This window comes from Micromonospora sp. NPDC049274 (assembly GCF_040678875.1).
Taxonomy (GTDB): domain Bacteria; phylum Actinomycetota; class Actinomycetes; order Mycobacteriales; family Micromonosporaceae; genus Micromonospora.
In genome coordinates this window covers 25,343-47,924 of the sequence record NZ_JBFAQS010000019.1, presented here as the reverse complement: position 1 = coordinate 47,924, position 22,582 = coordinate 25,343, and the positions used below count along the sequence as shown (strand labels likewise).

At 71.8% G+C, this 22,582-nt stretch carries 18 protein-coding genes; 13 read left to right on the top strand and 5 right to left on the bottom strand.

What is annotated here, in order from left to right; all coding sequences use genetic code 11:
• Positions 1-53 precede the first annotated feature (53 nt).
• The 10 genes from AB0K10_RS27870 (at position 54) to AB0K10_RS27825 (ending at position 12,237) form a co-directional block, all read left to right on the top strand.
• Positions 54-863 (top strand): metal-dependent hydrolase, encoded by an 810-nt coding sequence (locus AB0K10_RS27870; protein WP_363688266.1) that lies wholly within the window; start codon positions 54-56, stop codon positions 861-863.
• Positions 860-1,768 carry an amidohydrolase family protein gene (locus tag AB0K10_RS27865; protein ID WP_363688264.1) on the top strand — a complete coding sequence of 303 codons (909 nt, stop codon included), beginning with the start codon at positions 860-862 and terminating at the stop codon, positions 1,766-1,768. Before AB0K10_RS27870 ends, AB0K10_RS27865 begins: the two co-directional genes overlap by 4 nt.
• A gap of 634 nt (positions 1,769-2,402) precedes the next feature.
• On the top strand, positions 2,403-3,452 hold the full coding sequence (locus AB0K10_RS27860; protein ID WP_363688422.1) for a LacI family DNA-binding transcriptional regulator: 1,050 nt from the start codon (positions 2,403-2,405) through the stop codon (positions 3,450-3,452).
• An 85-nt stretch (positions 3,453-3,537) separates the two neighbouring features.
• The gene (locus AB0K10_RS27855) at positions 3,538-4,842 is read left to right on the top strand and encodes an extracellular solute-binding protein (RefSeq protein WP_363688262.1); all 1,305 of its coding nucleotides are present in this window, start codon (positions 3,538-3,540) and stop codon (positions 4,840-4,842) included.
• Positions 4,843-4,909: 67 nt separating this feature from the next.
• Positions 4,910-5,881 carry a sugar ABC transporter permease gene (locus AB0K10_RS27850; protein WP_363688260.1) on the top strand — a complete coding sequence of 324 codons (972 nt, stop codon included), beginning with the start codon at positions 4,910-4,912 and terminating at the stop codon, positions 5,879-5,881.
• Position 5,882: 1 nt separating this feature from the next.
• Positions 5,883-6,758 (top strand): carbohydrate ABC transporter permease, encoded by an 876-nt coding sequence (locus AB0K10_RS27845; protein ID WP_363688258.1) that lies wholly within the window; start codon positions 5,883-5,885, stop codon positions 6,756-6,758.
• On the top strand, positions 6,755-8,995 hold the full coding sequence (gene yicI, locus AB0K10_RS27840; protein ID WP_363688256.1) for an alpha-xylosidase: 2,241 nt from the start codon (positions 6,755-6,757) through the stop codon (positions 8,993-8,995). Before AB0K10_RS27845 ends, yicI begins: the two co-directional genes overlap by 4 nt.
• Positions 8,992-10,401, top strand: coding sequence for a GH1 family beta-glucosidase (locus AB0K10_RS27835; protein ID WP_363688254.1), 1,410 nt, complete (start codon positions 8,992-8,994; stop codon positions 10,399-10,401). The genes yicI and AB0K10_RS27835 overlap by 4 nt, the downstream gene beginning before the upstream one ends.
• 201 nt (positions 10,402-10,602) lie before the next feature.
• Positions 10,603-11,559, top strand: coding sequence for a helix-turn-helix domain-containing protein (locus AB0K10_RS27830; RefSeq protein ID WP_363688252.1), 957 nt, complete (start codon positions 10,603-10,605; stop codon positions 11,557-11,559).
• Positions 11,560-11,589: 30 nt separating this feature from the next.
• A complete protein-coding gene (locus AB0K10_RS27825; RefSeq protein ID WP_363688250.1) occupies positions 11,590-12,237 on the top strand; it encodes a DJ-1/PfpI family protein in 648 nt (215 codons plus the stop codon).
• 33 nt (positions 12,238-12,270) lie between these two features.
• Here AB0K10_RS27825 and AB0K10_RS27820 read toward each other — a convergent pair whose 3' ends face one another.
• On the bottom strand, positions 12,271-13,476 hold the full coding sequence (locus tag AB0K10_RS27820) for an MFS transporter (RefSeq protein WP_363688248.1): 1,206 nt from the start codon (positions 13,474-13,476) through the stop codon (positions 12,271-12,273).
• Between the two features lie 16 nt (positions 13,477-13,492).
• On the opposite strand from AB0K10_RS27820, the gene AB0K10_RS27815 reads away from it, so the two are divergent.
• Complete coding sequence (locus AB0K10_RS27815) at positions 13,493-14,554, top strand: LacI family DNA-binding transcriptional regulator (RefSeq protein ID WP_363688246.1); 1,062 nt, start codon at positions 13,493-13,495, stop codon at positions 14,552-14,554.
• A gap of 54 nt (positions 14,555-14,608) precedes the next feature.
• On the opposite strand, the gene AB0K10_RS27810 is transcribed toward AB0K10_RS27815, so the two are convergent.
• Positions 14,609-15,202 carry an NTP transferase domain-containing protein gene (locus tag AB0K10_RS27810; RefSeq protein ID WP_363688420.1) on the bottom strand — a complete coding sequence of 198 codons (594 nt, stop codon included), beginning with the start codon at positions 15,200-15,202 and terminating at the stop codon, positions 14,609-14,611.
• A 252-nt stretch (positions 15,203-15,454) separates the two neighbouring features.
• Complete coding sequence (locus AB0K10_RS27805; protein WP_363688418.1) at positions 15,455-17,164, bottom strand: bifunctional 3'-5' exonuclease/DNA polymerase; 1,710 nt, start codon at positions 17,162-17,164, stop codon at positions 15,455-15,457.
• Positions 17,165-17,263: 99 nt separating this feature from the next.
• Here AB0K10_RS27805 and AB0K10_RS27800 point away from each other — a divergent pair, with 99 nt between their 5' ends.
• Positions 17,264-18,991, top strand: coding sequence for an ABC transporter ATP-binding protein (locus tag AB0K10_RS27800; protein ID WP_363688416.1), 1,728 nt, complete (start codon positions 17,264-17,266; stop codon positions 18,989-18,991).
• 50 nt (positions 18,992-19,041) lie between these two features.
• Positions 19,042-20,739, top strand: a complete 1,698-nt coding sequence (locus AB0K10_RS27795) for an ABC transporter ATP-binding protein (protein WP_363688414.1) — start codon at positions 19,042-19,044, stop codon at positions 20,737-20,739.
• Between the two features lie 4 nt (positions 20,740-20,743).
• Here the strand turns inward: AB0K10_RS27795 and AB0K10_RS27790 are convergent, their stop codons facing one another.
• Positions 20,744-21,673: a carbohydrate ABC transporter permease gene (locus AB0K10_RS27790; RefSeq protein ID WP_363688244.1), complete on the bottom strand. Its 930-nt coding sequence runs from the start codon at positions 21,671-21,673 to the stop codon at positions 20,744-20,746.
• Complete coding sequence (locus AB0K10_RS27785) at positions 21,673-22,581, bottom strand: sugar ABC transporter permease (protein WP_363688242.1); 909 nt, start codon at positions 22,579-22,581, stop codon at positions 21,673-21,675. The genes AB0K10_RS27790 and AB0K10_RS27785 overlap by 1 nt, the downstream gene beginning before the upstream one ends.
• Position 22,582: the final 1 nt, after the last annotated feature.

The window sequence follows — 22,582 nt, the reverse complement described above, 5'->3', positions numbered from 1 at the left end:
GCTACAGTGGCGTAGTTTTGGGCGCTCAAGATCCCTGGGGAGGGTGAGCCGAGATGATGGGACCGTCGCACGCGCTGTCCGGCGCGGCGGTATGGCTGGCCGGGTCCTGGGCGCTGGACCAGTTCGCCGACTATCACCAGTCGCCTCTGGCGCTGGCGGTGGGCACGGCGGTCTGCGCGGGTGGGGCGCTCTTTCCCGACCTGGACCTGTCCGGCAAGGTGACACGCAACCAGGGTGGCGCCACCGTCGCCCGCACGTTCGGGGTCTTCTCGCTGTTCGTCGCCGAGGTGATGGAGAAGATCTCCCTCGGTGTCTACTACGCGACGAAGCTCAGCAAGGATCCGCGCCGCAACAACGGGCACCGCACCCTCACCCACACGCTTCCGTTCACGCTGCTGGTCGGGTGGGGCACCACCGCGCTCTGCGCCGCGTACGGCAAGTGGGCGGTGATCACGATCCTGTTCTTCATGTTCGGTCTGGCCCTGCGCGGGCTCTTCGACGAGTGGGCCGAGCGGGCCGGCTGGGTGATCGTGACGCTCGCGTCAGCCGGGGCGGCCTGGTTCACCTTCGCCAACCTGCCGGGCGGGCGGGGCTATCCGCTGATCGGCACGGCCGTCGGGGTGGGCTGCTTCGTGCACATCCTCGGTGACATGATCACCAGAGCGGGGGTGCCGATCCTCTGGCCGATCCCGATCCGCCGCCGCATGTGGACGATGATCGGCCTGCCCAACAGCATCGCACTGCGTACCGGCAGTAAGACCGAGGTCGTCGTGCTGCGCGCCGTCCTGACCGTCGTGGTGGCGCTCTCCACCGTCGGCCTGATCGCCCCGTCGGTGCTGCAGCGGTTCAACATCGACATATGACCGCCCCCGCGCAGCCGTCGCCTCCGGCCGCGGACGCGCGGGTGCCGGAGTTCTGGCGCGCGCTCGGGCTCCCCGGGCTGGCGGACGTGCACGTGCACTTCCTGCCGCCGAGACTGCTGCGCCGCGTCTGGGAGTACTTCGACGCCGCCGGGCCGCTGGTGGGCACCGAGTGGCCGATCCGCTACCGGTGGAGCGACGCGGACCGCGTCGCCCACCTGCGCCACCTCGGCGTACGGGCGTTCAGCGCGCTGGCGTACCCCCACCGACCGGGCATGGCGGCGGACCTGAACCGCTGGACGCTGCGGTTCGCCCGGGACACCCCGGGCTGTCTGCCCTCGGCCACCTTCTTCCCCGAACCCGGTGTCGCCGCGTACGTCGACGCCGCGCTGACCGGCGGGGCACGCCTGTTCAAGGTGCACGTGCAGGTCGGCGGCTTCTCCCCCACCGACCCGGCGCTGGACGAGGTGTGGGGGACGCTTGCCGACGCGGGCGTGCCGGTGGTCGTGCACGCCGGGCACGCCCCGGTGGGGACGACCCACACCGGGCCCGCCCCGTTCGCCGACCTGCTCGCCCGCCACCCCCGGCTGGCCGCCGTGGTGGCGCACCTCGGCGCCCCCGACTACCGGGCGTTCCTCGACCTCGCCGAGGCGTACGAGCGGGTCCGGCTGGACACCACTATGGCGTTCACCCCGTTCTTCGACCGGTTCGTGCCCTTCCCCGCCGACGAGCTGCCCCGACTGCGCGACCTGGGCCTCGCCGGCAAGGTGCTGCTCGGCAGCGACTTCCCCAACATCCCCTACCCGTACGCCGACCAGCTGACCGGGCTCGCCCGACTGGACCTGGGGGATGACTGGCTACGCGCGGTGTGCTGGAACAACGCCGCCACCCTGTTCGACCTCACCTGACGCCCCGCGCCCCCGCGCCCGCCCCCGCGCCCCCGCGCCCCCGCGCCCCCGCGCCCCCGCGCCCCCGCGCCCCCGCGCCCCCGCGCCAAGATCGTCGCAACATCCCGGATATTGCTGCCTCCGGCGCGCGGGAGACAGCAACATCCCTGATGTTGCGCGGATCTTGACCAGGAACACCAAGCGCGGCCGACTGGGCGCGGGGTTTCGAGCACCCACGCCGGTCATGCGCCGCTCGCTGTTCGCGTTCACCCTGCGACCCCTTCCGCCGCCAGGTCGTGCTCGATCCTGGATGTAGTGGCCTCCCCGCGGTTCGAGGGGACTGGATCCTGGATCGAGCACGATCTTGGCCTGCGGGAGCGAGCGAGCGCGCCCTGCGACGGCGGGCGGGGCTAGTTTTCGGCGGCCCGCCCGGAGGGCTCCCACCGGCGGCGACCGGGGCGCGCGACCGGGGCGCGCGACCGGGCGAGGGGCCGGGGCGCGCGACCGGGGCGAGGGGCCCGACTTCTTTTCGACATCGGCAATTGACGACTCCGTAACAGGTGGCCTAGCGTCTGTCGAAACGCTTTGTCGAAACGCTTCGACGTTCGGGAGCGATCCCGTGCTCCCGGGCCGGAGGAGGTGCGCGGTGGCCACCATGCACGACGTCGCCCGCCTCGCGGGGGTCTCGGTCAGCACGGTGTCGTACGTGCTCACCGGCGCCCGGCCGATCTCCCAGGCCACCCGGGACAAGGTCCTCGCCGCGATGGCCCAGCTCGACTACCAGCCCAACGCGATGGCCCGTGGGCTGGCCAGCCGCCGCAGCCGCATCCTGGGTCTGCTGATGCCGATGGACGAGCGCGGCCTGGGCGCGACCGAGACCGCGTTCGTCACCGGCGCCGCCGCCGCGGCCAGCGCCGTCGGCTACCACCTGGTGCTCTCGCCGGTCGGCGGCGGCAACCTCGACGACCTGCGGCGGCTGGCCAGCCAGCGGATGCTCGACGGCGTCGTGCTGATGGAGGTGCAGCTCGCCGACGAGCGGGTCACCGTGCTCCAGGAGGCGGGCGTGCCGCTGGTGCTGATCGGGCGCACCGGCGACACCACCGGGCTCTCCTACGTCGACATCGACTTCGAACAGACCGTGCGGGAGGCCGTCGCGCACCTGGTCGGCCTGGGGCACCGTCGGATCGTCTACGTCAACCACTCGGCCGCCACACTGGCCAGCGGCTACGGCCCCGCGTTGCGTACCCGGGACGCGTTCGTCACGGCGATGAGCGGGCACGGCCTGGAGCCGGTCATGATCCCGGCCGAGGACAGCGCCGCCGGTGGGCGGGCGGCCCTGGCCGCCGCGTTCGCGCGGACGCCGGAGCTGACCGCCGTGCTGGCGATGAACGAGACGGCGATCTTCGGCATCCTCGGCGAGCTGACCGGCCGAGGGCTGTCGGTGCCCGACGACGTCTCGGTCGTCTCGATGGTCACCTCACCACAGGTCGCCGAGCTGGCCACCCCGGCGCTGACCGCGATGACGTCGCCCGGGTCGGCCCTGGGCCGGATCGCGATCGAGGCGCTGGTGCGCCACCTGAACGGACCCGGCAACGAGCGCCACCAGCAACTGCTGCCGTGCGCGCTGGAGATCCGGGGATCGACCGCCGAGCCACGACGGCCGGCCCTGGTCAACGCCGAACCGTCTCCGACGAGCGGGGGCTGACCAGCCGAAACGGCCCGCCGCCGCGCGGCAACGCGACGACGGACCCAGTGAAGTACCGGGCTCGATACTCACGAGGAGGATAGCAATGCAGCGATTTCGCCGGATCGTCGCGGCGATCGCCCTGGCGGCGACCGCGACGACCACCGTGGCCGCGTGCGGCGGCGGCGAGAGCGAGGACGACACCGGGGCCAAGACCCTCAAGCTCTGGCACTACGAGAGCGAGAACAGCGCGATGGGGGTCGGCTGGAACCGGGCGATCGAGATCTTCAAGGCCGAGCACCCGGGCGTCGAGGTGCGCTTCGAGCGCAAGGCGTTCGAGCAGATCCAGCAGAACGCCGGCATGATCATCAACTCGTCCGAGGGCCCGGACATCATGGAGTACAACAAGGGCAACGCGACGGCCGGCCTGCTGTCGTCGCAGGGTCTGCTCACCGACCTGAGCGCCGAGGCCGACAAGCGCGGCTGGGCCGGCAAGCTCAGCCCCAGCCTGCAGACCACCGCCCGGTACAGCGACAAGGGCGTGATGGGGTCGGGCAAGTGGTTCGGCGTGCCGAACTACGGCGAGTACGTCACGGTCTACTACAACAAGGACCTGTTCGAGCGCAACGGCGTCAAGGTGCCGACCAGCATGGCCGAGATGACCGCCGCGATGGACACGTTCGTCGGCAAGGGCGTCACGCCGCTGGGCATGGCCGGCGCCGAGTACCCGGCCGGGCAGCTCTTCTACCAGTTGGCGCTGTCCAAGGCCGATCGGCAGTTCGTCGACAACTACCAGCTCTACAAGAACCCGGTCGACTTCACGGCGGACCCGCTGAAGTACGGCGCGGACACCTTCGCCGAGTGGGTGCGCAAGGGCTACGTGGCCAAGAACTCGGCGAGCCTCAAGGCCGAGGACATGGGCACGGCGTTCATCGCCGGCAAGACCCCGATGATCGTCTCGGGCAGCTGGTGGTACGGCCGGTTCAAGACCGAGATGAAGGCCAACTGGGACACCTTCCTCTTCCCCGGCAACACCCTCAACGCCGGCTCGTCGGGCAACATCTGGGTGGTCCCGGAGAACAGCAAGGCCAAGAGCCTGGCGTACGACTTCATCGACATCACCCTGCGTCCGGAAATCCAGGACCTGATCGGCAACAACGGTGGCGTACCGGTCGCCGCTGACGCGTCGAAGATCAGCGACCCGAAGGACCGCAAGCTGATCGAGGACTTCAACACGGTCAGCAAGTCCGACGGCCTGGCCTTCTACCCGGACTGGCCGGTGCCCGGCTACTACGACGTGCTGGTCGGTGGCTTCCAGGCCCTGATCAACGGGTCGAAGTCCCCGGACCAGGTGCTCGACACGATCGCCAAGCCGTACGCCGACGGCGTCAAGGAGATCACCGGCAAGTGACACGGCGAGCGGCGGGCACGACAGGCACCACAGGCGTGCCCGCCCGCTCCACCGGGAAGGATCTTCCATGGCAGCCTCCGAGACCGTCGCCGCCACATCCCCGACGGCGACGACACCCACTCCGCGCGAGACCCGCCGCGCACCTCGCGGCCGCAAGGCGGCGTACTGGCTCTACCTGCTCCCCGGAGCGGTCCTGTTCGTCCTGGTCATCGGCGCTCCGCTGGTCGGCACCGTCTACCTGTCGCTGACGAAGTGGTCCGGGATCGGCGACCCCACCTTCGTGGGCTTCGACAACTACCAGCGCCTGCTTGACGACGACGTGTTCTGGGCGTCGTTCCGCAACACCGTGGCGATGATCGTCGCGATGGTGGTGGTGCCCACAGTGCTCGGGTTGCTGCTCGCCTCGGTGCTGTTCGACGTCATCGGGCGTCGGTTCAAGCCACGTACCGCCGCCGCGCTGCGGGCCGCGTTCTACCTGCCGCAGGTGCTGCCCGTGGTGGTGGCCGGCATCGTCTGGGGTTGGATCCTGCGCCCCGACGGCGCGTTCAACAGCCTGCTCGACGCGGTCGGCCTCGGCGCGCTGCGTCACGACTGGCTCGGCGACCCGGGCACGGCCCTGCCGGCCGTCATGGCGGTGATGATCTGGGTACAGATCGGCTATCCGGTGGTGGTCTTCATGGCCGCGTTGCAGCGCGTCGACCCGGAGCTGTACGAGGCGGCCGAGGTCGACGGCGCGAACTGGTTGCACCGGTTCCGGGCGATCACCCTCCCGCAGATCCGGCCGGAGACGTTCGTGGTGGCCCTGACCTGCACCATCGCGGCGCTGAAGGTGTTCGGCCCGATCTTCGCGCTGACCCGGGGTGGCCCGGAGAACGCCACGAACGTTCCGTCGTACTTCGCTTACTACACGTTCTTCAAGAAGCTCCAGGTCGGCTACGGCTCGGCGATCTCCACGGTGCTCACGCTGATCATCGTCGTGGTGGCCGGGGTCTTCATCTGGATGCAGGCGCGCAGCGAGCGCCGGGACCGGGGGTTCTGACATGGCCGTCACGCTCACGCCGGTGCCGGTTCGCCGCCCCGTACCCGACAGGCACCACCGCGGCGTCAGCCGCTGGGTCGTGCTCGTCCTGGTCACCCTCGGTGCGCTCGTCATGCTGGTGCCGTTCGCGTTCATGCTGCTCAACGCCTTCAAGTCGCCAGGTGACTACTCGTCGGGCGGGCCGCTGAGCTGGCCGACGGAGTTCTACAGCAAGGGTCTGCGGACGTACTGGACCGAGGTCAACTTCCCCCTCAAGCTGTGGAACTCGGCGCTCATCGCCGGCTCGGTGGCGGTGCTCGGCGTGGTCGTGTCCCTGCTCAACGCGTACGCCCTGGGCATCGGCCGGGTCCGCGGCCGGCTGTGGATCGTCGGGTTGTTCCTGCTGGCCAACATGCTGCCGCAGGAGGCGCTGATCTACCCGCTCTACTACGTGGCCAAGGAGGTCGGGCTCTACAACACCCGACTCGCGGTGATCATCATCTTCACGGTGATCCAGAGCGCGTTCGGCACGTACCTGCTGGCCTCGGTGCTGGGCACGTTCCCCCGTTCGCTGCTGGAGGCCGCCGCGCTCGACGGCGCCGGCAAGTGGACGGTGCTGTGGCGGGTGGTCTTTCCCAACCTGCGGCCCACCCTCGCCGTGCTGCTCATCTTCTTCTTCATCTGGACCTGGAACGAGTTCCTCATCCCGCTGGTCATGCTCATCGACAACCAGACGCAGACGATCCCGGTAGCGCTGGCGTCCCTGCAGGGCGACCGGCTGATGGACGCCCCGACGACAAACGCCGGCGCGTTGATCAGCCTGGTGCCGGCCATCCTCTTCTTCCTCATCTTCCAGCGCACTCTGGCGCGCGGCATCACGGCAGGAGCCGAGAAGTGAAGTTCACCGACGGGTACTGGCAACTGCGCCCGGGGATCAGCGTGCTGCGCCCCGGCACAGTGGAATCGGTCGAGCCGGACGACCGCGGCTTCACCGTCTTCGCGCCGGCCGGTCAGATCACCGGGCGGCGCGACACCCTCAACCGGCCCGTCGTCACCGCCCGGTTCTTCTCCCCCGCCCCCGGCGTCGTCGGGGTGACCATCGGTCACCACAGCGGCGGGCTGCCCCGCGAGCCGCACTTCGGCCTGAGCACCGACGAGGAGCACCCGGTCACCGTCGAGATCACAGGCATCACCGCGTCGCTGACCACCGGCGAGCTGACCGTCCGGGTCGCGCTCATCGACGGCTGGCGGGTGGAGTTCCTGCACGGCGACCGGCTGATCACCGCGTCCACCGCGCGCAGCGTCGGCATCGCCACCGACGGCGAGGGCCGCCGGTACGTGCACGAACGACTCGCCCTCGGCGTCGGCGAGACGGTGTACGGGCTGGGCGAGCGCTTCGGCCCGTTCGTGAAGAACGGCCAGACCGTCGACATCTGGAATGCCGACGGCGGCACCGCCAGCGAGCAGGCGTACAAGAACGTGCCGTTCTATCTGAGCAGCGCCGGCTACGGGGTCTTCGTGGACCATCCGGAGCACGTGTCGTTCGAGGTCGGCTCGGAGGTCGTGGCGCAGAACCAGTTCAGCGTCGAGGGTCAGTCCCTGACCTACCACGTCATCGACGGGCCCACTCCGAAGGACGTGCTGCGCCGCTACACGGCGCTGACCGGCCGTCCGGCCCGGGTGCCCGCCTGGTCGTACGGGCTGTGGCTGTCCACGTCGTTCACCACGTCGTACGACGAGAAGACGGTGACCGAGTTCGTCGACGGGATGGCCGAGCGGGACCTGCCGCTGTCGGTGTTCCACTTCGACTGCTTCTGGATGCGCCAGTTCCACTGGGTCGACTTCGTCTGGGACCCGGCGACCTTCCCCGACCCCGAGGGGATGCTGCGCCGGCTGCACGAGCGCGACCTGAAGGTGTGCGTCTGGATCAACCCGTACATCGCGCAGCGCTCGTACCTCTTCGAGGAGGGCCGCCAGGCCGGATACCTGGTCCGCAACCCGGACGGGTCGGTCTGGCAGTGGGACATGTGGCAGGCCGGCATGGCGCTTGTCGACTTCACCAACCCGGACGCCGTCCGCTGGTTCACCGGCAAGCTCAAGGTTCTGCTGGACATGGGCGTCGACTGCTTCAAGACCGATTTCGGCGAGCGCATCCCGACCGACGTGGTCTGGCACGACGGCTCGGACCCGAAGCGGATGCACAACTACTACTCGTACCTCTACAACAAGGCCGTCTTCGAGCTGCTGGAGACCGAGCGGGGCGAGGGCGAGGCGGTCGTGTTCGCCCGCTCGGCCACCACCGGCGGGCAGCAGTTTCCGGTGCACTGGGGCGGTGACTGCGAGTCGACGTTCGTCGCGATGGCCGAGTCGCTGCGCGGCGGGCTGTCCCTGGCGTCGTCCGGTTTCGGCTACTGGAGCCACGACATCGGCGGCTTCGAGGGCAACCCGGACCCGGCCGTCTTCAAGCGGTGGATCGCGTTCGGCCTGCTCTCCTCGCACTCCCGGCTGCACGGCTCCGGCTCGTACCGGGTGCCGTGGGCGTACGACGAGGAGGCCGTCGACGTGCTGCGGCACTTCACCCGGCTCAAGCTCAGCCTGATGCCGTACCTGGCCGCCGCCGCGCAGGAGGCGCACCGCGACGGCATCCCGATGATGCGCCCGATGATCGTGGAGTTCCCGGACGACCCGGCCGCGGCGCACCTGGACCGTCAGTACATGCTCGGCTCCGACGTACTTGTCGCACCGGTGCTCAGCGCCGACGGCCAGGTCACCTACTATGTGCCCGCCGGCACGTGGACACACCTGGTGACCGGCGCTCAGCTCACCGGCCCGGCCTGGGTGACCGAGAAGCACGAGTTCGACAGCCTTCCGGTGCTCGCCCGGCCGGGCGCGGTCATCCCGTTCGGGGCGCGCTCCGACCGGCCCGACTACGACTGGGCGGACGGCGTGCAACTGCGTCTCTACGCCCCGGCGGAGGGACAGCGGCAACGGGTACGGATCCCGTCGCCCGGCGACGGGCCGGGCGCGGAGTTCGAGGTGAGTTTCCGCGGCGGCGTGGCCACCGCGGAGCTGGTGACGGGCGACTCGTCGGCGTACCACTGCGTGGTCGCCGGCACGGAGGTGGCAGGACGATGACGGCACGTACCTTTCCGGAGAGTTTCCTCTGGGGTTCGGCCACGGCGGCGTACCAGATCGAGGGCGCGGCCAGCGAGGACGGGCGGGGGCCGTCCATCTGGGACACCTACAGCCACACCCCCGGGCGGACGCTGAACGGCGACACCGGTGACGTGGCCGCCGACCACTACCACCGCTGGCCGCAGGACCTCGACCACATCGCCGAGCTGGGCCTGGGCGCGTACCGCTTCTCGATCTCCTGGCCGCGGGTGCAGCCGGGCGGTTCCGGGCGGTTCAACCAGGCCGGCCTGGACTTCTACTCGCGGCTGGTCGACGGGCTGCTGGAGCGCGGCGTCCGCCCGGTGGCCACCATGTACCACTGGGACCTGCCGCAGGAGCTGGAGGACGACGGCGGGTGGCCGGTGCGGGACACCGCGCTGCGCTTCGAGGAGTACGCGTCGGGGATCGTCGCCGCACTCGGTGACCGGGTGCACACCTGGACGACGCTCAACGAGCCGTGGTGCTCGGCGTACCTGGGTTACGGCTCCGGCGTGCACGCGCCGGGGCGGACCGAGCCGGCGGCGGCGCTGGCGGCGGTGCACCACCTGAACCTGGCGCACGGCCTGGCCGGCCGGGTGGTCCGGGAGTTGGCCCCGACCGCCGAGCTGTCGGTGACGCTGAACCTGCACGTGATCCGCCCGGCGTCCGACTCGGCGGCGGACGTCGACGCGGCCCGCCGCATCGACGCGCTGGCGAACCGGGCGTTCCTCGGGCCGATGCTCACCGGGGCGTACCCGGCCGACCTGCTGGCCGACACGGCGGGGGTCACCGACTGGTCGTTCGTGCGCCAGGGCGACGAGAAGGTCGCCGCTGTCCCGCTGGACGTGCTCGGCGTCAACTACTACTCGAGCACGCTGGTACGCGCCTGGGACGGGCACTCGGCCCGCTCGGACGCCGACGGGCACGGCGCGTCGGCGCACTCGCCGTGGGTCGGCGCCGACGACGTCGACTTCCTGCCGCAGCCCGGCCCGTACACGGCCATGGGGTGGAACATCGACCCGCCGGCGCTGACCGAGCTGCTGCTGCGGCTGGGCCGGGAGTACCCGGGCCAGCCGCTGATGATCACCGAGAACGGCGCGGCCTTCGACGACGCCGTGTCGGCCGACGGCCGGATCCACGACGATCGGCGGATCGACTACCTGCGTCGGCACATCTCCGCCGTGGCCGACGCCCGCGAGCAGGGCGTGGACGTCCGGGGCTACTTCGTCTGGTCGCTGCTCGACAACTTCGAGTGGGGCTACGGCTACGACCGCCGGTTCGGGATCATCCGCGTGGACTACGACACCCAGGAACGCGTCTGGAAGGACAGCGCGCACTGGTACCGGCGGCTCGCCGCCACCGGCGAACTGGACCAGGCGCGGGACTGACCCGGGCGCCCGCGACGCGCTGGATGCGCTCGGCCTGAGCCCGAGCGCATCCGGGTTGTCGATGGTCACCGCGTCGGCGGTCGTCCAGCGCCGGCCTCCCTCGACGGGATGGGGACGTCGGCGGCACCGGACCTGCGCGGTGTCATCATCCGTGGGTACCGCGTCATGGCGACACGGCGCTCCCGCCGGCAGACTCGGGGCATGGTTGAGCGGGTCACCGTTGTCGGCTTCGCGGGCGTGCAGTCTCTCGACGTCAGCGGACCGTGGGAGGTCCTCGCCGGGACGAACCGGTACCGGACGGCACGTGGTGACCGCCCCGCGTACGACCTGAGGCTGGCCGGAACCCAGGCCGAGGTGGTGTCCGAGAGCGGCCTGACCATGGTGGCCGGCGCGCTCGGGGAGCCCGTCCGGGCCGGCACCCTCGTCGTGCCCGGCGGCCGTTCGGCGGCCGCCACGGATGAGCACGCCGACCTCGTGGCCTGGTTGCGGCGGTGTCGCCCCACGCGGCTGTTGTCGATCTGTTCCGGCGCGTTCCTGTGCGCACGGGCCGGATTGCTCAGCGGTCGCCGGGTGGCCACCCACTGGTCGCTGTCCAGCGATCTCGGCAGGCGTTTCCCCGATCTCACCGTCGACCACGACGCCCTCTACGTGCATGACGGCCCGGTGTGGACGTCGGGTGGCGTCACGGCCGGAATCGATCTGGCCCTGGCGGTCGTCGCGGCCGACCACGGACCACGGGTCGCCCAGCAGATCGCCCGCTGGCTCGTGATGTTTCTGCACCGGCCCGGACAGCAGGGTCAGTTCGCCGGCCCGGTGTGGTTGGAACGCGCCACCGAGAAGCGGGTGGCGGCCGCGCAGCGCGTCATCGACGCCGATCCGGCCGCCCCACACCGGGTCGACGACCTTGCCGCCGCGTACGCCATGTCGCCCCGGCACTTTCAGCGTCTCTTCGCGCGGGAGACCGGGCTCACCGTCGGGCGTTACCTCACCGAGCTACGCCTGGAGACGGCCAAACGCCTCCTGGTGCAGTCCGACCTCGCCCTCGACACGGTGGCGACGAGGGCGGGGTTCGGGTCCGCCGAGTCGCTGCGACGCGTCTTCGGTGAACGGCTCGGCACGACTCCCGGCGCATTCCGCGCACGCTTCTCGACCCTCTGACCGTAGCCACGTCGTCGACAGGAGCTTCCGGTGATCCACGTCGTCATCCCGCTGTACGAGCGTTTCACCGCGTTGGACGTCATAGGCGTCTACCAGCCGCTGGCCCTCGCCCCGGGCATCGAGGTGGTCCTGGTCGCCGAGCGCCCGGGGCCCGTCCGCGACGACTGCGGGGCGGTGTCCCTCGTGGCCGGGCAGGCGTTCGACGACGTGGAGGCGGCCGACGTTCTCGTCGTCCCGGGAGGACCCGGGACCATCCAGGCCCTCGCCGGCCCCCTGCCGGGCTGGATCAGGCGGATCCACGAGACGACGTCGTTCACCGCCTCCGTCTGTTCCGGCTCGTTTCTCCTGGGAGCGGCCGGTCTGCTTCGGGGACGGCGGGGCACCAGCCACTACCGGGTGCGGCAGGAACTGACCCGCTTCGGCGCCGACCCGACGGACCAGCGGGTCGTCGAAGAGCTGGACGCGCGGATCATCACCGCCGCCGGCGTGTCGAGCGGCATCGACATGGGTCTGCGACTCGTCGAACTCCTGACGGACCGGACGACCGCGGAGGCCGTCCAGCTCTGGATGGAGTACGACCCACAACCGCCCTTCGACAGCGGCCACCCCTCTCGCGCCACCGACGAGGTGATCGCACGAGCGGCGGCGTACGAGAGCGCGGCCCGAGTGGCCACCTGACCTGTCGGGCCGGCGGGTGCCGGCCGCGTGGTCTCAGGTTCCGCTGCGGCGGGCACGAAGCCCGCCCCACAGCATGAGGGCGCAGATGCCGATCAGCACCGGTTCGAGGGCGAAGGCGGTGACCAGCCCGTGCCGGTCCGCCAGGCTGCCGAGCAGGAACGGGGACACGCCGGCGACCACGCCGAGGACCAGCTGCGACCGGGCGTTGGCCTGATCCTCCCGGCCGCCGGCCGCGCCGAGGGTGAGTGCGAGCGACAGCGGATAGAGGTTCGCGATGCCCACTCCGCACAGGAACAGTCCGACGATGGCGAGCACCGGCCGCTCGGTCAGCCAGAACAGGACGAAGCTGGGGCCGGTGATCGCCAATGAGCCGTACAGCAGGGCGACGGCGCGGCCCCGACGGCGGGTGAGCCGCGCACCGAGCAGGCGTCCGAGCAGGATACCGAGGTAGTTGCCGCTCAGCGCGGTGCTGGCGGCCGCGGCGGACAGGCCGGCGTGGACGAGCAGTTGGGGGCCGAAGTACACCAGGCAGAACTCGATCGCCGAGCTGACCGCGGTCAGCACGGCGAACAGCCAGCAGGCCAGCGGCAGGCCGCCGGTTCCCCTGGCGGCGGAGGGCCGCGGCGCCGCCGGTAGCGGGTGGCGGCGATAGCGCAGGTACAGCGCCACGAGGACGACGGCCGGCAGCGCGAACGTGGCCCGCCAGCCCACCGCGCTGGCCGCCAACGCGCCGAGCACCAGCGGGGCGAACACCGCGGACGCGCCGGCAGCGACGTTGGCCTCGGTCAACGCCCGGTCCCGCCGGTCGCCGTGCCGGTCGGACAGGATCGCCTGGAGCACGGTGAGCATCATGGTGCCGACCAGACCGAGCCCCATGGCCCCGAGCAGGGTCACCGGCACGCTCCCGCCGAGGGTGAACAGGGCGGCGCCGGAGACGGTGGCGAGAGCCGAGCACCACAGCAGGGCACCCCGCGCCAGGCGACGGGCCGCCCATACGAACCCGACCGCGGCCAGGGCCGCGCCCGCCGCCAACAGCAGCTGGTAGACGCCGAGCAGCGTGTACGAGAAATCCAACTCGTCGCGCAGAAGGGTCAGCGCCGGCCCGAAGGCGTACAGCCAGAACGTCCAGCAGCCCAGCGCGGTGTACGAGAGCACTGTCGGCGCGTCCCGCACGAACATGTCGGTCTCGGTCCGGGGCGACGGCCGGACCGGCCGCCGCCGCGTTGTGTATCGATACACAGATAGAGTGTGACCCATGAACCACCCCGCGGACAACCCGAAGCGGCCGACCCTGCGCGAGGTCGCGAGCGCCGCCGGCGTCTCGCCGATGACGGTGTCCTACACCTACTCCCAGCCGGGCAGGGTGTCCGCCGAGGCTGCGGCGAAGGTACGCGCGGCGGCGCGGGAACTGGGCTATCCCGGGCCGCACCCGGCCGCTCGTGGACTGCGTCGCGGGCGGGTCGGCACGCTCGGTGTCGTGCTCGGCGAGCGGTTGAGCTACGCCTTCGACGATCCCCAGGCGGCGCGCTTTCTCGCGGGGGTCTCCGACGTGTGTGCCGCCGAGGGCGTCGGGCTCACCCTGGTCCCGATCACCGGCGCGGGCACCGACGCCGAGCGCGTCGCGCAGGCGGCAGTGGACGGCTTCGTCGTCTGGACCACCAGCGACGACGACCCGGTCCTGGACGCCGTAGCCGACACCGGCCTGCCCGCGGTGGTCCACGCCGGCCCGCACCGGCGGGGGATGCCGGTGATCGGCATCGACGACCGGGCCGCCGCCGCCGCGATCGGGCGGATCGCGTTCACCGAAGCCCGCCGCCCACTCGTGCTCGGCTTTCCGCTGGACCGCGGGCGCGCCCGCCAACTGCTCACCGGCGACGCCCTGGTCGACGCGACGTTCCCGGTCACCCGCCACCGGTGGGAGGGCTTCCGGGACGCCTGGACGGACGCGGGCCGCCCGGCCGCGCAGCTGCGACTGGCCGTCTGCCCTGTCAACCGCAGCGCCGAAGGGGAGACCTTCGCCCTGGAGTTGCTTCAGGGCGAAGAGCCACCGGACGCCATCGCCGCGATGAGTGACGAACTCGCCCTCGGTGCCCTGCGCGCCGCCGCGCGAGTCGGCCTGCGCGTTCCCGACGATCTGACGCTGACCGGCTGGGACGACGCGGACGCCGCCGTGGACGCCGACCTGACCACCCTGGCCCAGTCACTGCGCGAGCAGGGGGCCCACTGCGCACGCGTGGCGCTCGGGCATCCCACCGGCGCTTCGGCGCGGCACGAGTGGCACGTGGTGACTCGGTCGACCACCCGCCGTCCACAGTGACGCCGGCACCGCCCGCTCGATTGCCGCGCTTCCCGGTCGTCGACGGCTGACGGCCTACACCCCGACGCGCTGGGGCGGAACCGTGAGCCCGTAGAGCGCCATCAGCTCGGGGGTGTCGACGCGACTGCCGTCGGCCACCGTGTCGCAAGCGATGTCGACGATCTGGTCCTTGTGTGCCAGCAGGTACGGCCGGGCGCCCACGTCGGCGCTGGCCAGGGTCGCGATGCCGGGCCAGTGCCGGCGGCCGAACAGCATCGGGTAACCGCGCAGCCCGTCGTAGGTGGCGCAGACCAGCACATCCGGGTACGGCAACGCCGCCACCCGGCGGACCGCAGCGGCGGTCAGGCCCGGCATGTCGACGGGCACCACCACCACCGCCTCGATCCCCGCGTCGTCCATGGCGGCCAGCCCGGCGCGGATGGACGAGCCGACCCCGGTGCCCCACGCCTTGTTGATCACAACGGTCGCCCTGCCCAGGTCGGCAGTTTCCCGAACCTGCTCCGCGGCGGCCCCCAGCACGACCACGATCTGCTCGCAGCCCGCCTCGGTCATCGTGTCGATCATCTGGTTGACCAGGGGCTTCTCACCCTGGTGCAGCAGCGCCTCGGGACCGCCGATGCGGCGTCCCCCGCCCGCGGCGATGATCATTCCTGCGATCCGGTTCAGCTGCGCCCCCTCAAGCACGGGACCACCCGTGACCGGGCGCCCCCTCCTACGGACACTGCAACGAGGAGGGCCGCGCACGAGTGGCGGGGCGAATAGGAGAAAAAGTGCAATCGTTACGCACCAGACGGCCGCGTCCGTGGATCAACTGAGCAACGAGCGCTCTCCGGGTAGCGGAGGTCTTCGGGTCGTCGACCTCCTTGCCGTCAATGGACAACGGCAGAGCGAGGCCGTCGGTCAGGCCGCGTCGGCGTAGCAGTCGACGATGGACAGATCCAGGGGGAAGCGCACCGGAGTGTCGCCGAACAGCAGGGCGGTGGCCCGCTCACCCGCCCGGCGCACAGTCGCCGCCACGGTCTCGGCCTGCTCGGCCGGACAGTGCGCCAGCACCTCGTCGTGCTGGAAGAAGACCAGCTCGGCGCTGGTGTCGGCCAGCTCGGTGCGCAGCGTGGCCAGCAGCGTCGAGGCCCACTCCGCGGCGGTGGCCTGGATGACGAAGTTGCGGGTGAACCGCCCCCGGGACCGGGCGGCTCGCGCCCGAGGGCTCTGCCGGTCGGCCACGGCGTCCGGGTCTGTCGGCCCCTCGTCGGGGTCACCGTGCCCGACCGAGCCGGGTGGGCAGGTGCGCCCCAGCCACGAGCGGACCAACCCGCCCGCCTCGCCGGTGCGCGCGGCCGCCTCGACGTAGCCGAACGCCGTCGGATAGCTGCGCTTCAGCACCGCCAGCGCGGGCACCGCCGCGCCGCCGGTCTGCCCGTACATCGCGCCGAGCAGGGCCACCTTGGCACGGGGACGGTCACCGCCGAACGAGTCCCGGGCGAGCGCGGCGTAGAGGTCGCCGGCGCCGCCCGCCGCCGCCAGCCGCTCGTCCCCGGAGACCGCCGCCAGGACGCGGGGCTCCAACTGGCCGGCGTCGGCGACCACCAGCCGCCAGCCCGGGTCGGCCACCACCGCCCGGCGGATCACCTTGGGGATCTGCAACGCGCCACCGCCCCGGGTCGCCCAGCGGCCGGAGACCACCCCGCCCGGCACGTACTCCGGCTGGAACCGACCGTCGCGCACCCACTGCTCACGCCAGGACCAGCCGTGCGCCGTCCAGATCCGGTACAGCTCCTTGTATTCCAGCAGCAGAGGCACCGCCGGATGGTCCACCCCGCGCAACACCCAGGCCCGGGTGTTGGGCAGCTCCACCCCGGCCCGGGCGAACGCCCGCAACAGCTCGGCCGGGGAGTCGGCGTGCAGCTGGCGGACGCCGAACGCCTCGGCGATCCGGGCCGCCAACTCGGCCAACCGGCGCGGCGGCCCGCCGACCGGGGACGGCTCCCCCAACAGCTCGGCGAGGATCGCGTCGTGCACCTCGGCCCGCCAGGGCAGCCCGGCGACGCCCATCTCCACCGCGATCAACGCGCCGGCGGACTCGGCGGCCACCAGCAGCCGGAACCGACCCGGGTGCTCGGTGGTGGCGACCCGGGCGAGCTGGTCGGCGTACACCCGGGTCAGTGCCTCGATGCCCGGGCCCGGCGGGCCGGGCAGCGTGTCGAAGAGCGCGGCCTGGCCGTGCCCGGGTGGCGCGGCGGCGCGCGGCAGCGGGTCGGCCGGCACCGGAGCACCGGTCAGGCGGGCCCAGGCGGCGGCCAGCGAGCGGGGCTCACCCCAACGGCCGGCGTGCCCGAGCAACAGGGCCTCGGTCAGCTCCACGTCGTGGCAACGCTCGACACGAACCCCGGCCCGCAGCAGCGCCGGGTAGATCGCGCCCGCGGCGGCCCAGACCCACCGCGGGTGCTCGGCCGCCTCGCGTGCGGCCATCGCGGCCGCGAGGTCGCTGACGGTCTCCGTCGGACCGACGGGTCGGCCGGCGGCGTCGAGCGGACGCAGCTCTCCCCCACCGCGTTCGCCCGCCACCACCGCCACCAGCACGAATATGATTCTGCCCTCCCCCTCCGACAGGAAAACGGGTCGGTAGGTCGGGCCGGTGCTCGATAGCGTGGTCCGGTGCCTCCCCAGATCCCGCACTCCGATCCCGGCACCCCCGACACCCGCGGTCCGATGCGATACCTGTGGTGGCTGGTCCGCTGCCAGCCGTGGCGGGTGCTGCGCGGCAGCGTGATCGGCACGGCCTGGATGGTCGGGCTCTCGGCCCGGCCCTACCTGATCTCCCGTGCCGTCGACGACGGCCTGCGCGCCCGCGACAGCCGCGCCCTGGCCCTGTGGGTCGCGGCGATCGTCGTGGCGGGGGTGGCGTTGTCGTACCTGGGCATCTCGCGACACCGCACGATGACCTTCATCCGGGAGGACGCCAAGGCCCGCTCGGCGGAGGTACTGCTGCGTCAGCTGTCCCGGGTCGGCGCGGCGCTGCAACGCCGTACCGCAGCGGGTGAGGTGGCCACCGTGGGCGGTTCCGACATCGACTGGTCGGCGCAGGTGCTGACACTGACCGGGCCGGGCGTCGGCGCGATCGTCGCGTACGGGGTCATCGCCGTGGTGCTCTGGTCGATCTCCCCGCTGCTCGCGCTCTGCGTGCTGGTGGGGATGCCGGCGGTCGGTCTGGTCGTGGGGCCGCTGCTGCGCCGGCTGGAACGCGCCGAATCCGTCTACCGCCGGCAGCAGGGCGCGCTCACCGCCCGCTCCGGCGACATCGTGGCCGGGCTGCGCGTGCTCGCCGGGGTGGGTGGCCGGGATCTGTTCGCCCGACGGTACGCGGCCCGCTCCCAGGAGCTGCGCGCCGAGGGGTACCGGGTCGGCGCGGTCAACAGCTGGATCGACGCGGCGACGGTCGCCATCCCCGGGTTGTTCCTGGCCGCGGTGGTCTGGCTGACGGCGCGGATGGCGGTGAGCGGCGCCGTCACGATCGGCGAGCTGGTCGCCGTCTACGGCTACGTGGCGACCCTGATCGTGCCGGTCTGGTTTCTGCTGGAGGGCAGCCACCAGTTGATCCGGGGGCGGGTCGCCGCCCGACGCATCGCCGACCTGCTCAACGTGACCCCGGACGACGTCGGTGGCCCGGGTCGCCGGTGGCCGTCCGCCGTCCCCGAGGCGCGTCACCCGCACGCGGCGGCCGCGCCGACCGGCCCCGCCAACCTGCACGACCCGGTGACCGGGCTGACCGTACGCGCCGGCCAGCTGACCGCGGTGGCGGCCGACGACCCGGCGGCGGCCGTGGCGCTCGCCGACCGGCTGGGCCGGTACGTCGTCAGCGACACCACCTGGGGCGGCGTGCCGCTGGCCCAGGTCGCCCTGGACGAGGTCCGTGCCCGGATCCTGGTCGCCGACCACGACTCGTACCTCTTCGCCGGGACGCTGCGCGACGTCCTGCGCCCCGGAACCGACGACGAACGGCTCGGCGACGCCCTGCGGACCGCCTCGGCCGACGACATCGTCGACGCCCTCCCGGCCGGGCTGGCCACGCCGCTGGACGCCCGGGCCCGGACGCTCTCCGGCGGTCAACGCCAACGGATACGCCTGGCCCGGGCGCTGCTCGCCGAACCGGAGGTGCTGATCCTCGTGGACCCGACGTCGGCCGTGGACGCGCACACCGAGGCACGGATCGCCGAGCGGCTGACGACCGCTCGGGCCGGCCGGACCACAGTGGTGCTCGCCACGTCGCCGCTGCTGCTCGGCCGCGCCGACGTGGTAGCGCTCCTGAGCAAGGGCGGAATCACCGCCACCGGCACCCACGACGGCCTGCTCGAATACGTGCCGGCCTACCGGCACCTGGTGGCCCGGGGCAGCGCGGATCTCGACCAGGCCACCGACGCCGAGGAGGTCTACCGGTGAGCCGGCTGCCGGTCGCCGACCGGGGCACCGTACGCCGTGCCCTGCGCGACATGATGAGCCGCCATCGCCGGGCCGTCGGCGTCGTACTGGCGTTGCACAGCGCCGCCGCGCTCGCCGGGCTGGCCCCACCCTGGCTGCTGGGCACCATCGTCGACCGGGTCACCGCCGGCGCCGGCGTGGCCACCGTGGACCGGCTGGCACTGGCGATCACCGGCTGTGTCCTGGTCAGCGCCCTGCTCTCCCGCTACGCCCAGTACGCCGGCCACCGCTTCGCCGAACGGGCCGTCGCCGAGCTGCGCGAGCAGTTCGTCGGCCGCACGCTCGGGCTGCCCGTCTCGGTCGTCGAGCGCGCCGGGTCCGGCGACCTGGCGACCCGCAGCTCGGTCGACGTGGCGACCGTCGGGACCACGGTGCGGGACGTCGTGCCCGTCATCGTCATCGCCTCGGTGCAGTTGACGTTGCTGTTCGGGGCGGTGTTCCTGCTGCATCCGCTGCTCGGGCTCGCGGCGCTGGCCGGGCTGCCGTCGATCGTGGCGGTGACGCGGTGGTATCTGCGTCGGGCCAGCTCCGCGTACCTCGCCGAGGGCGCCGCGGCGGCCGAGTTGACCGAGGCGTTGACCACCACCGCCGAGGGCGCTCGCACGGTGGAGGCGCTGCGGCTGGCCGACGACCGGATCCGACACGGCACCACACGCGTCACCCGGCTGTGGCAGGCCCGGCGGGCGACCCTCGCGCTGCGTACGGTGTTCTTCTCGGTCGTGGAGGCCAGCTATCCGCTGCCCGTCGCCACGATCCTGCTCGTCGGTGGCTACCTGTTCGCCGCCGACCGGGTCTCGCTCGGCGCGGTGGTCGCCGCCGCGCTCTACCTCCAGCAGGCCATCGACCCGCTGGACCGGCTCCTGCTGTGGACCGAGCAGGCGCAGCGCGGCTTCGCGTCGTTCGCCCGGGTGCTCGGCGTCGGGCTGGTCCCACCGGAGCCGCCCGGCACCACGGCCCCGTCGCCGGGCGAGCGGCTCGTCGTCCGCGAGGCGCGGTTCTCCTACGCCGACGGGCACGACGTGCTGCACGGCATCGACCTGGAGGTGCGGCCCGGCGAACGGCTGGCAGTCGTCGGCCCGTCGGGCGCCGGCAAGTCGACCCTGGCCCGGCTGCTGGCCGGCATCGACGCGCCCCGCCGTGGCGTCGTCAGCATCGGCGGCTGCCCGGTCACCGACCTGGACCCGGCCGAACGCCGACGGCGGATCGCCCTGGTCACCCAGGAGCACCACGTGTTCATCGGCTCGGTACGCGACAACCTCGCGTTCGCCGCGCCGGACGCCTCGGACGAGCAGATGCGCGCCGCGCTGGCCACCGTGGGCGCCGACTGGTACGACGGGCTGCCCGAGGGTCTGGACACGGCGCTCGGCGACGGCGCCCGGCAGCTCGGCGCGGCCGAGGCCCAGCAACTGGCGCTGGCCCGGTTGGTGCTCGCCGACCCGCACACGCTGATCCTGGACGAGGCGACCGCGGCGCTCGACCCGAGCACCGCCCGGCGGACCGAGCGGGCCCTGGCCGCCGTGCTCGTCGGGCGGACCGTCATCGCCATCGCGCACCGGCTCAACACCGCGCACGACGCCGACCGGGTAGCCGTCCTGGCCGACGGCCGGATCACCGAGATCGGCAGCCACGACGACCTGGTGGCGGCCGGCGGGGCGTACGCCGCGCTCTGGCGCTCGTGGCACGCCCACGCCGACGATCGGCCGAGGTGAGCGCCTACTTCACCGCGCCGGAGGTGAGGCCGGCCTGGATCTGACGCTGGAAGACCGCGTACACGATGATCATCGGGAGGATGGCGATCGTCAGCGCGGCGAACAGCCCGGACCAGTCCGCCTCGTAGCCGGCGTTGACCGAGATGTCGGCGATGCCCTGGGTGAGCACCCACTTGTCCTTGGCGTTGGAGAGCAGCACCAACGGAAGCTGGTACTGCGCCCACTGCCCGATGATGTTGAAGATCGCCACGCTGATCAGACCCGGCTTCGCCATTGGCATCATGACCTGGAAGAACAGCCGGGTGTGCCCAGCGCCGTCGATCATCCCGGCCTCGGCCACCGACGTCGGCAGCGTCTTGAAGAACGCGGCCAGGAAGAAGATCGTGAACGGCAGCGAGTACGCGGTGTAGACCAGGATCACGCCCTGGTAGGTGTCCAGCATGCCCAGCTGCTTCACCACGAAGAAGAGCGGCACCAGGGCCAGGAAGACCGGGAACGCCAACCCCGAGACGAACAGGTAGTAGATCGCCCGGTTGCCCCAGAACCGGTACCGCGCCAGCACGTAGGCCGCCATCGAGCCGAGCAGCATGGTGAGGAACGTGCTGCACGAGACCACGAGGACGCTGTTGAGGAAGTACCGGCCGACGTGCGCCTTGGTCCACGCCCGGCCGAAGTTCTCCCACCGCAGCTCAGCCGGGAGCGTCCACGGGCTGCTGAAGATCTCGCTGGTGTTCTTGAACGCGGCGAGGAAGGTCCAGAGGATCGGCACGATCACGATCACCGCCCACACGGCGAGCGCGACGTGCCCCAGGCCGGCGAAGAGCCGTACCTCCGAGCGGGGGTCCTTGCCGCGCCGGCCGCCGGGCGCGGACGGGCCGCCGGTCTTCGGCGGTAGGGCCGCCGGCGTCGGCGGCAGCGTCGACTGCGGGTTCATCAGTACTCCACGCTTTCCCGCTTGGTGAGCCGCAGCGTCAGCGCCGCGAACGTGAGGGTGAGGAAGAACAGCGCCACGCCCATCGCCGAGGCGTAGCCGTACTTCGAGTAGACGAACGCGTTGCGGTAGATCTCCATGGCCAGGACTGTGGTGGCGCCGTCCGGGCCACCCCCGTCCACCGAGAGCACCGCCACGATGGCGAACGCGTCGAACGCCGCGATGCCCAGATACACCCACGCGACCTGGAGGGTGTCCCAGAGCAGCGGCAGGGTGACCCGGAAGAACAGCGTCACCCTGCTCGCCCCGTCCATCTCCGCGGCCTCGTAGATCTCACCCGGGATGGAGGCCATCCCGGCCGAGAAGAGCACCACGTAGAAGCCGACGGCCTGCCAGACCAGCACCGCGAGGATCGACCAGAGGGCCAGGTTCGGCTTGACCAGGAAGAGGATCGGGTCCAGGCCGAGCTTCATCAGCACGCCGTTGATCAGACCCGACTCGTTCGGCCGGTAGACCATCTGGAACAGCACCGCGATGATCGCCACCGCCAGGACCTGGGGGAAGAAGAACACCACCCGGTAGAACTTCGCCCCCCAGACCCCCTGGCGTTGACCGCCGCTGCTCTTGCCGCCCACGTTGAGCAGGAAGGCGAAGAACAACGCGATGGCGATGGTGATCAGCGGCAGGGCAAGCAGCAGTACGCCGTGGTGCTGGACCGCCTTCCAGAAGGCGCCGTCGTCGAGCAGCCTCCGGTAGTTGTCGAAGCCCACCCACTGCGGGGCGGAGAGCCCTCGCCAGTTGGTCATCGAGATCTGGAACGCCTGCGCGTACGGCCAGATCACGAATGTCACGTACAGCGCGACCGGGGCGAACAGGAACCCGATCACGAATGGATACTTGCCGTGCCGCATG

Coding starts and splice junctions, on each gene's coding strand:
- AB0K10_RS27870 (WP_363688266.1), top strand. CDS start 54: ATGATGGGACCGTCGCACGCGCTGTCCGGCGCGGCGGTATGGCTGGCC.
- AB0K10_RS27865 (WP_363688264.1), top strand. CDS start 860: ATGACCGCCCCCGCGCAGCCGTCGCCTCCGGCCGCGGACGCGCGGGTG.
- AB0K10_RS27860 (WP_363688422.1), top strand. CDS start 2,403: ATGCACGACGTCGCCCGCCTCGCGGGGGTCTCGGTCAGCACGGTGTCG.
- AB0K10_RS27855 (WP_363688262.1), top strand. CDS start 3,538: ATGCAGCGATTTCGCCGGATCGTCGCGGCGATCGCCCTGGCGGCGACC.
- AB0K10_RS27850 (WP_363688260.1), top strand. CDS start 4,910: ATGGCAGCCTCCGAGACCGTCGCCGCCACATCCCCGACGGCGACGACA.
- AB0K10_RS27845 (WP_363688258.1), top strand. CDS start 5,883: ATGGCCGTCACGCTCACGCCGGTGCCGGTTCGCCGCCCCGTACCCGAC.
- AB0K10_RS27835 (WP_363688254.1), top strand. CDS start 8,992: ATGACGGCACGTACCTTTCCGGAGAGTTTCCTCTGGGGTTCGGCCACG.
- AB0K10_RS27830 (WP_363688252.1), top strand. CDS start 10,603: ATGGTTGAGCGGGTCACCGTTGTCGGCTTCGCGGGCGTGCAGTCTCTC.
- AB0K10_RS27815 (WP_363688246.1), top strand. CDS start 13,493: ATGAACCACCCCGCGGACAACCCGAAGCGGCCGACCCTGCGCGAGGTC.
- AB0K10_RS27810 (WP_363688420.1), bottom strand. CDS start 15,202: ATGATCATCGCCGCGGGCGGGGGACGCCGCATCGGCGGTCCCGAGGCG.
- AB0K10_RS27800 (WP_363688416.1), top strand. CDS start 17,264: ATGCGATACCTGTGGTGGCTGGTCCGCTGCCAGCCGTGGCGGGTGCTG.
- AB0K10_RS27795 (WP_363688414.1), top strand. CDS start 19,042: ATGATGAGCCGCCATCGCCGGGCCGTCGGCGTCGTACTGGCGTTGCAC.
- AB0K10_RS27790 (WP_363688244.1), bottom strand. CDS start 21,673: ATGAACCCGCAGTCGACGCTGCCGCCGACGCCGGCGGCCCTACCGCCG.
- AB0K10_RS27785 (WP_363688242.1), bottom strand. CDS start 22,581: ATGCGGCACGGCAAGTATCCATTCGTGATCGGGTTCCTGTTCGCCCCG.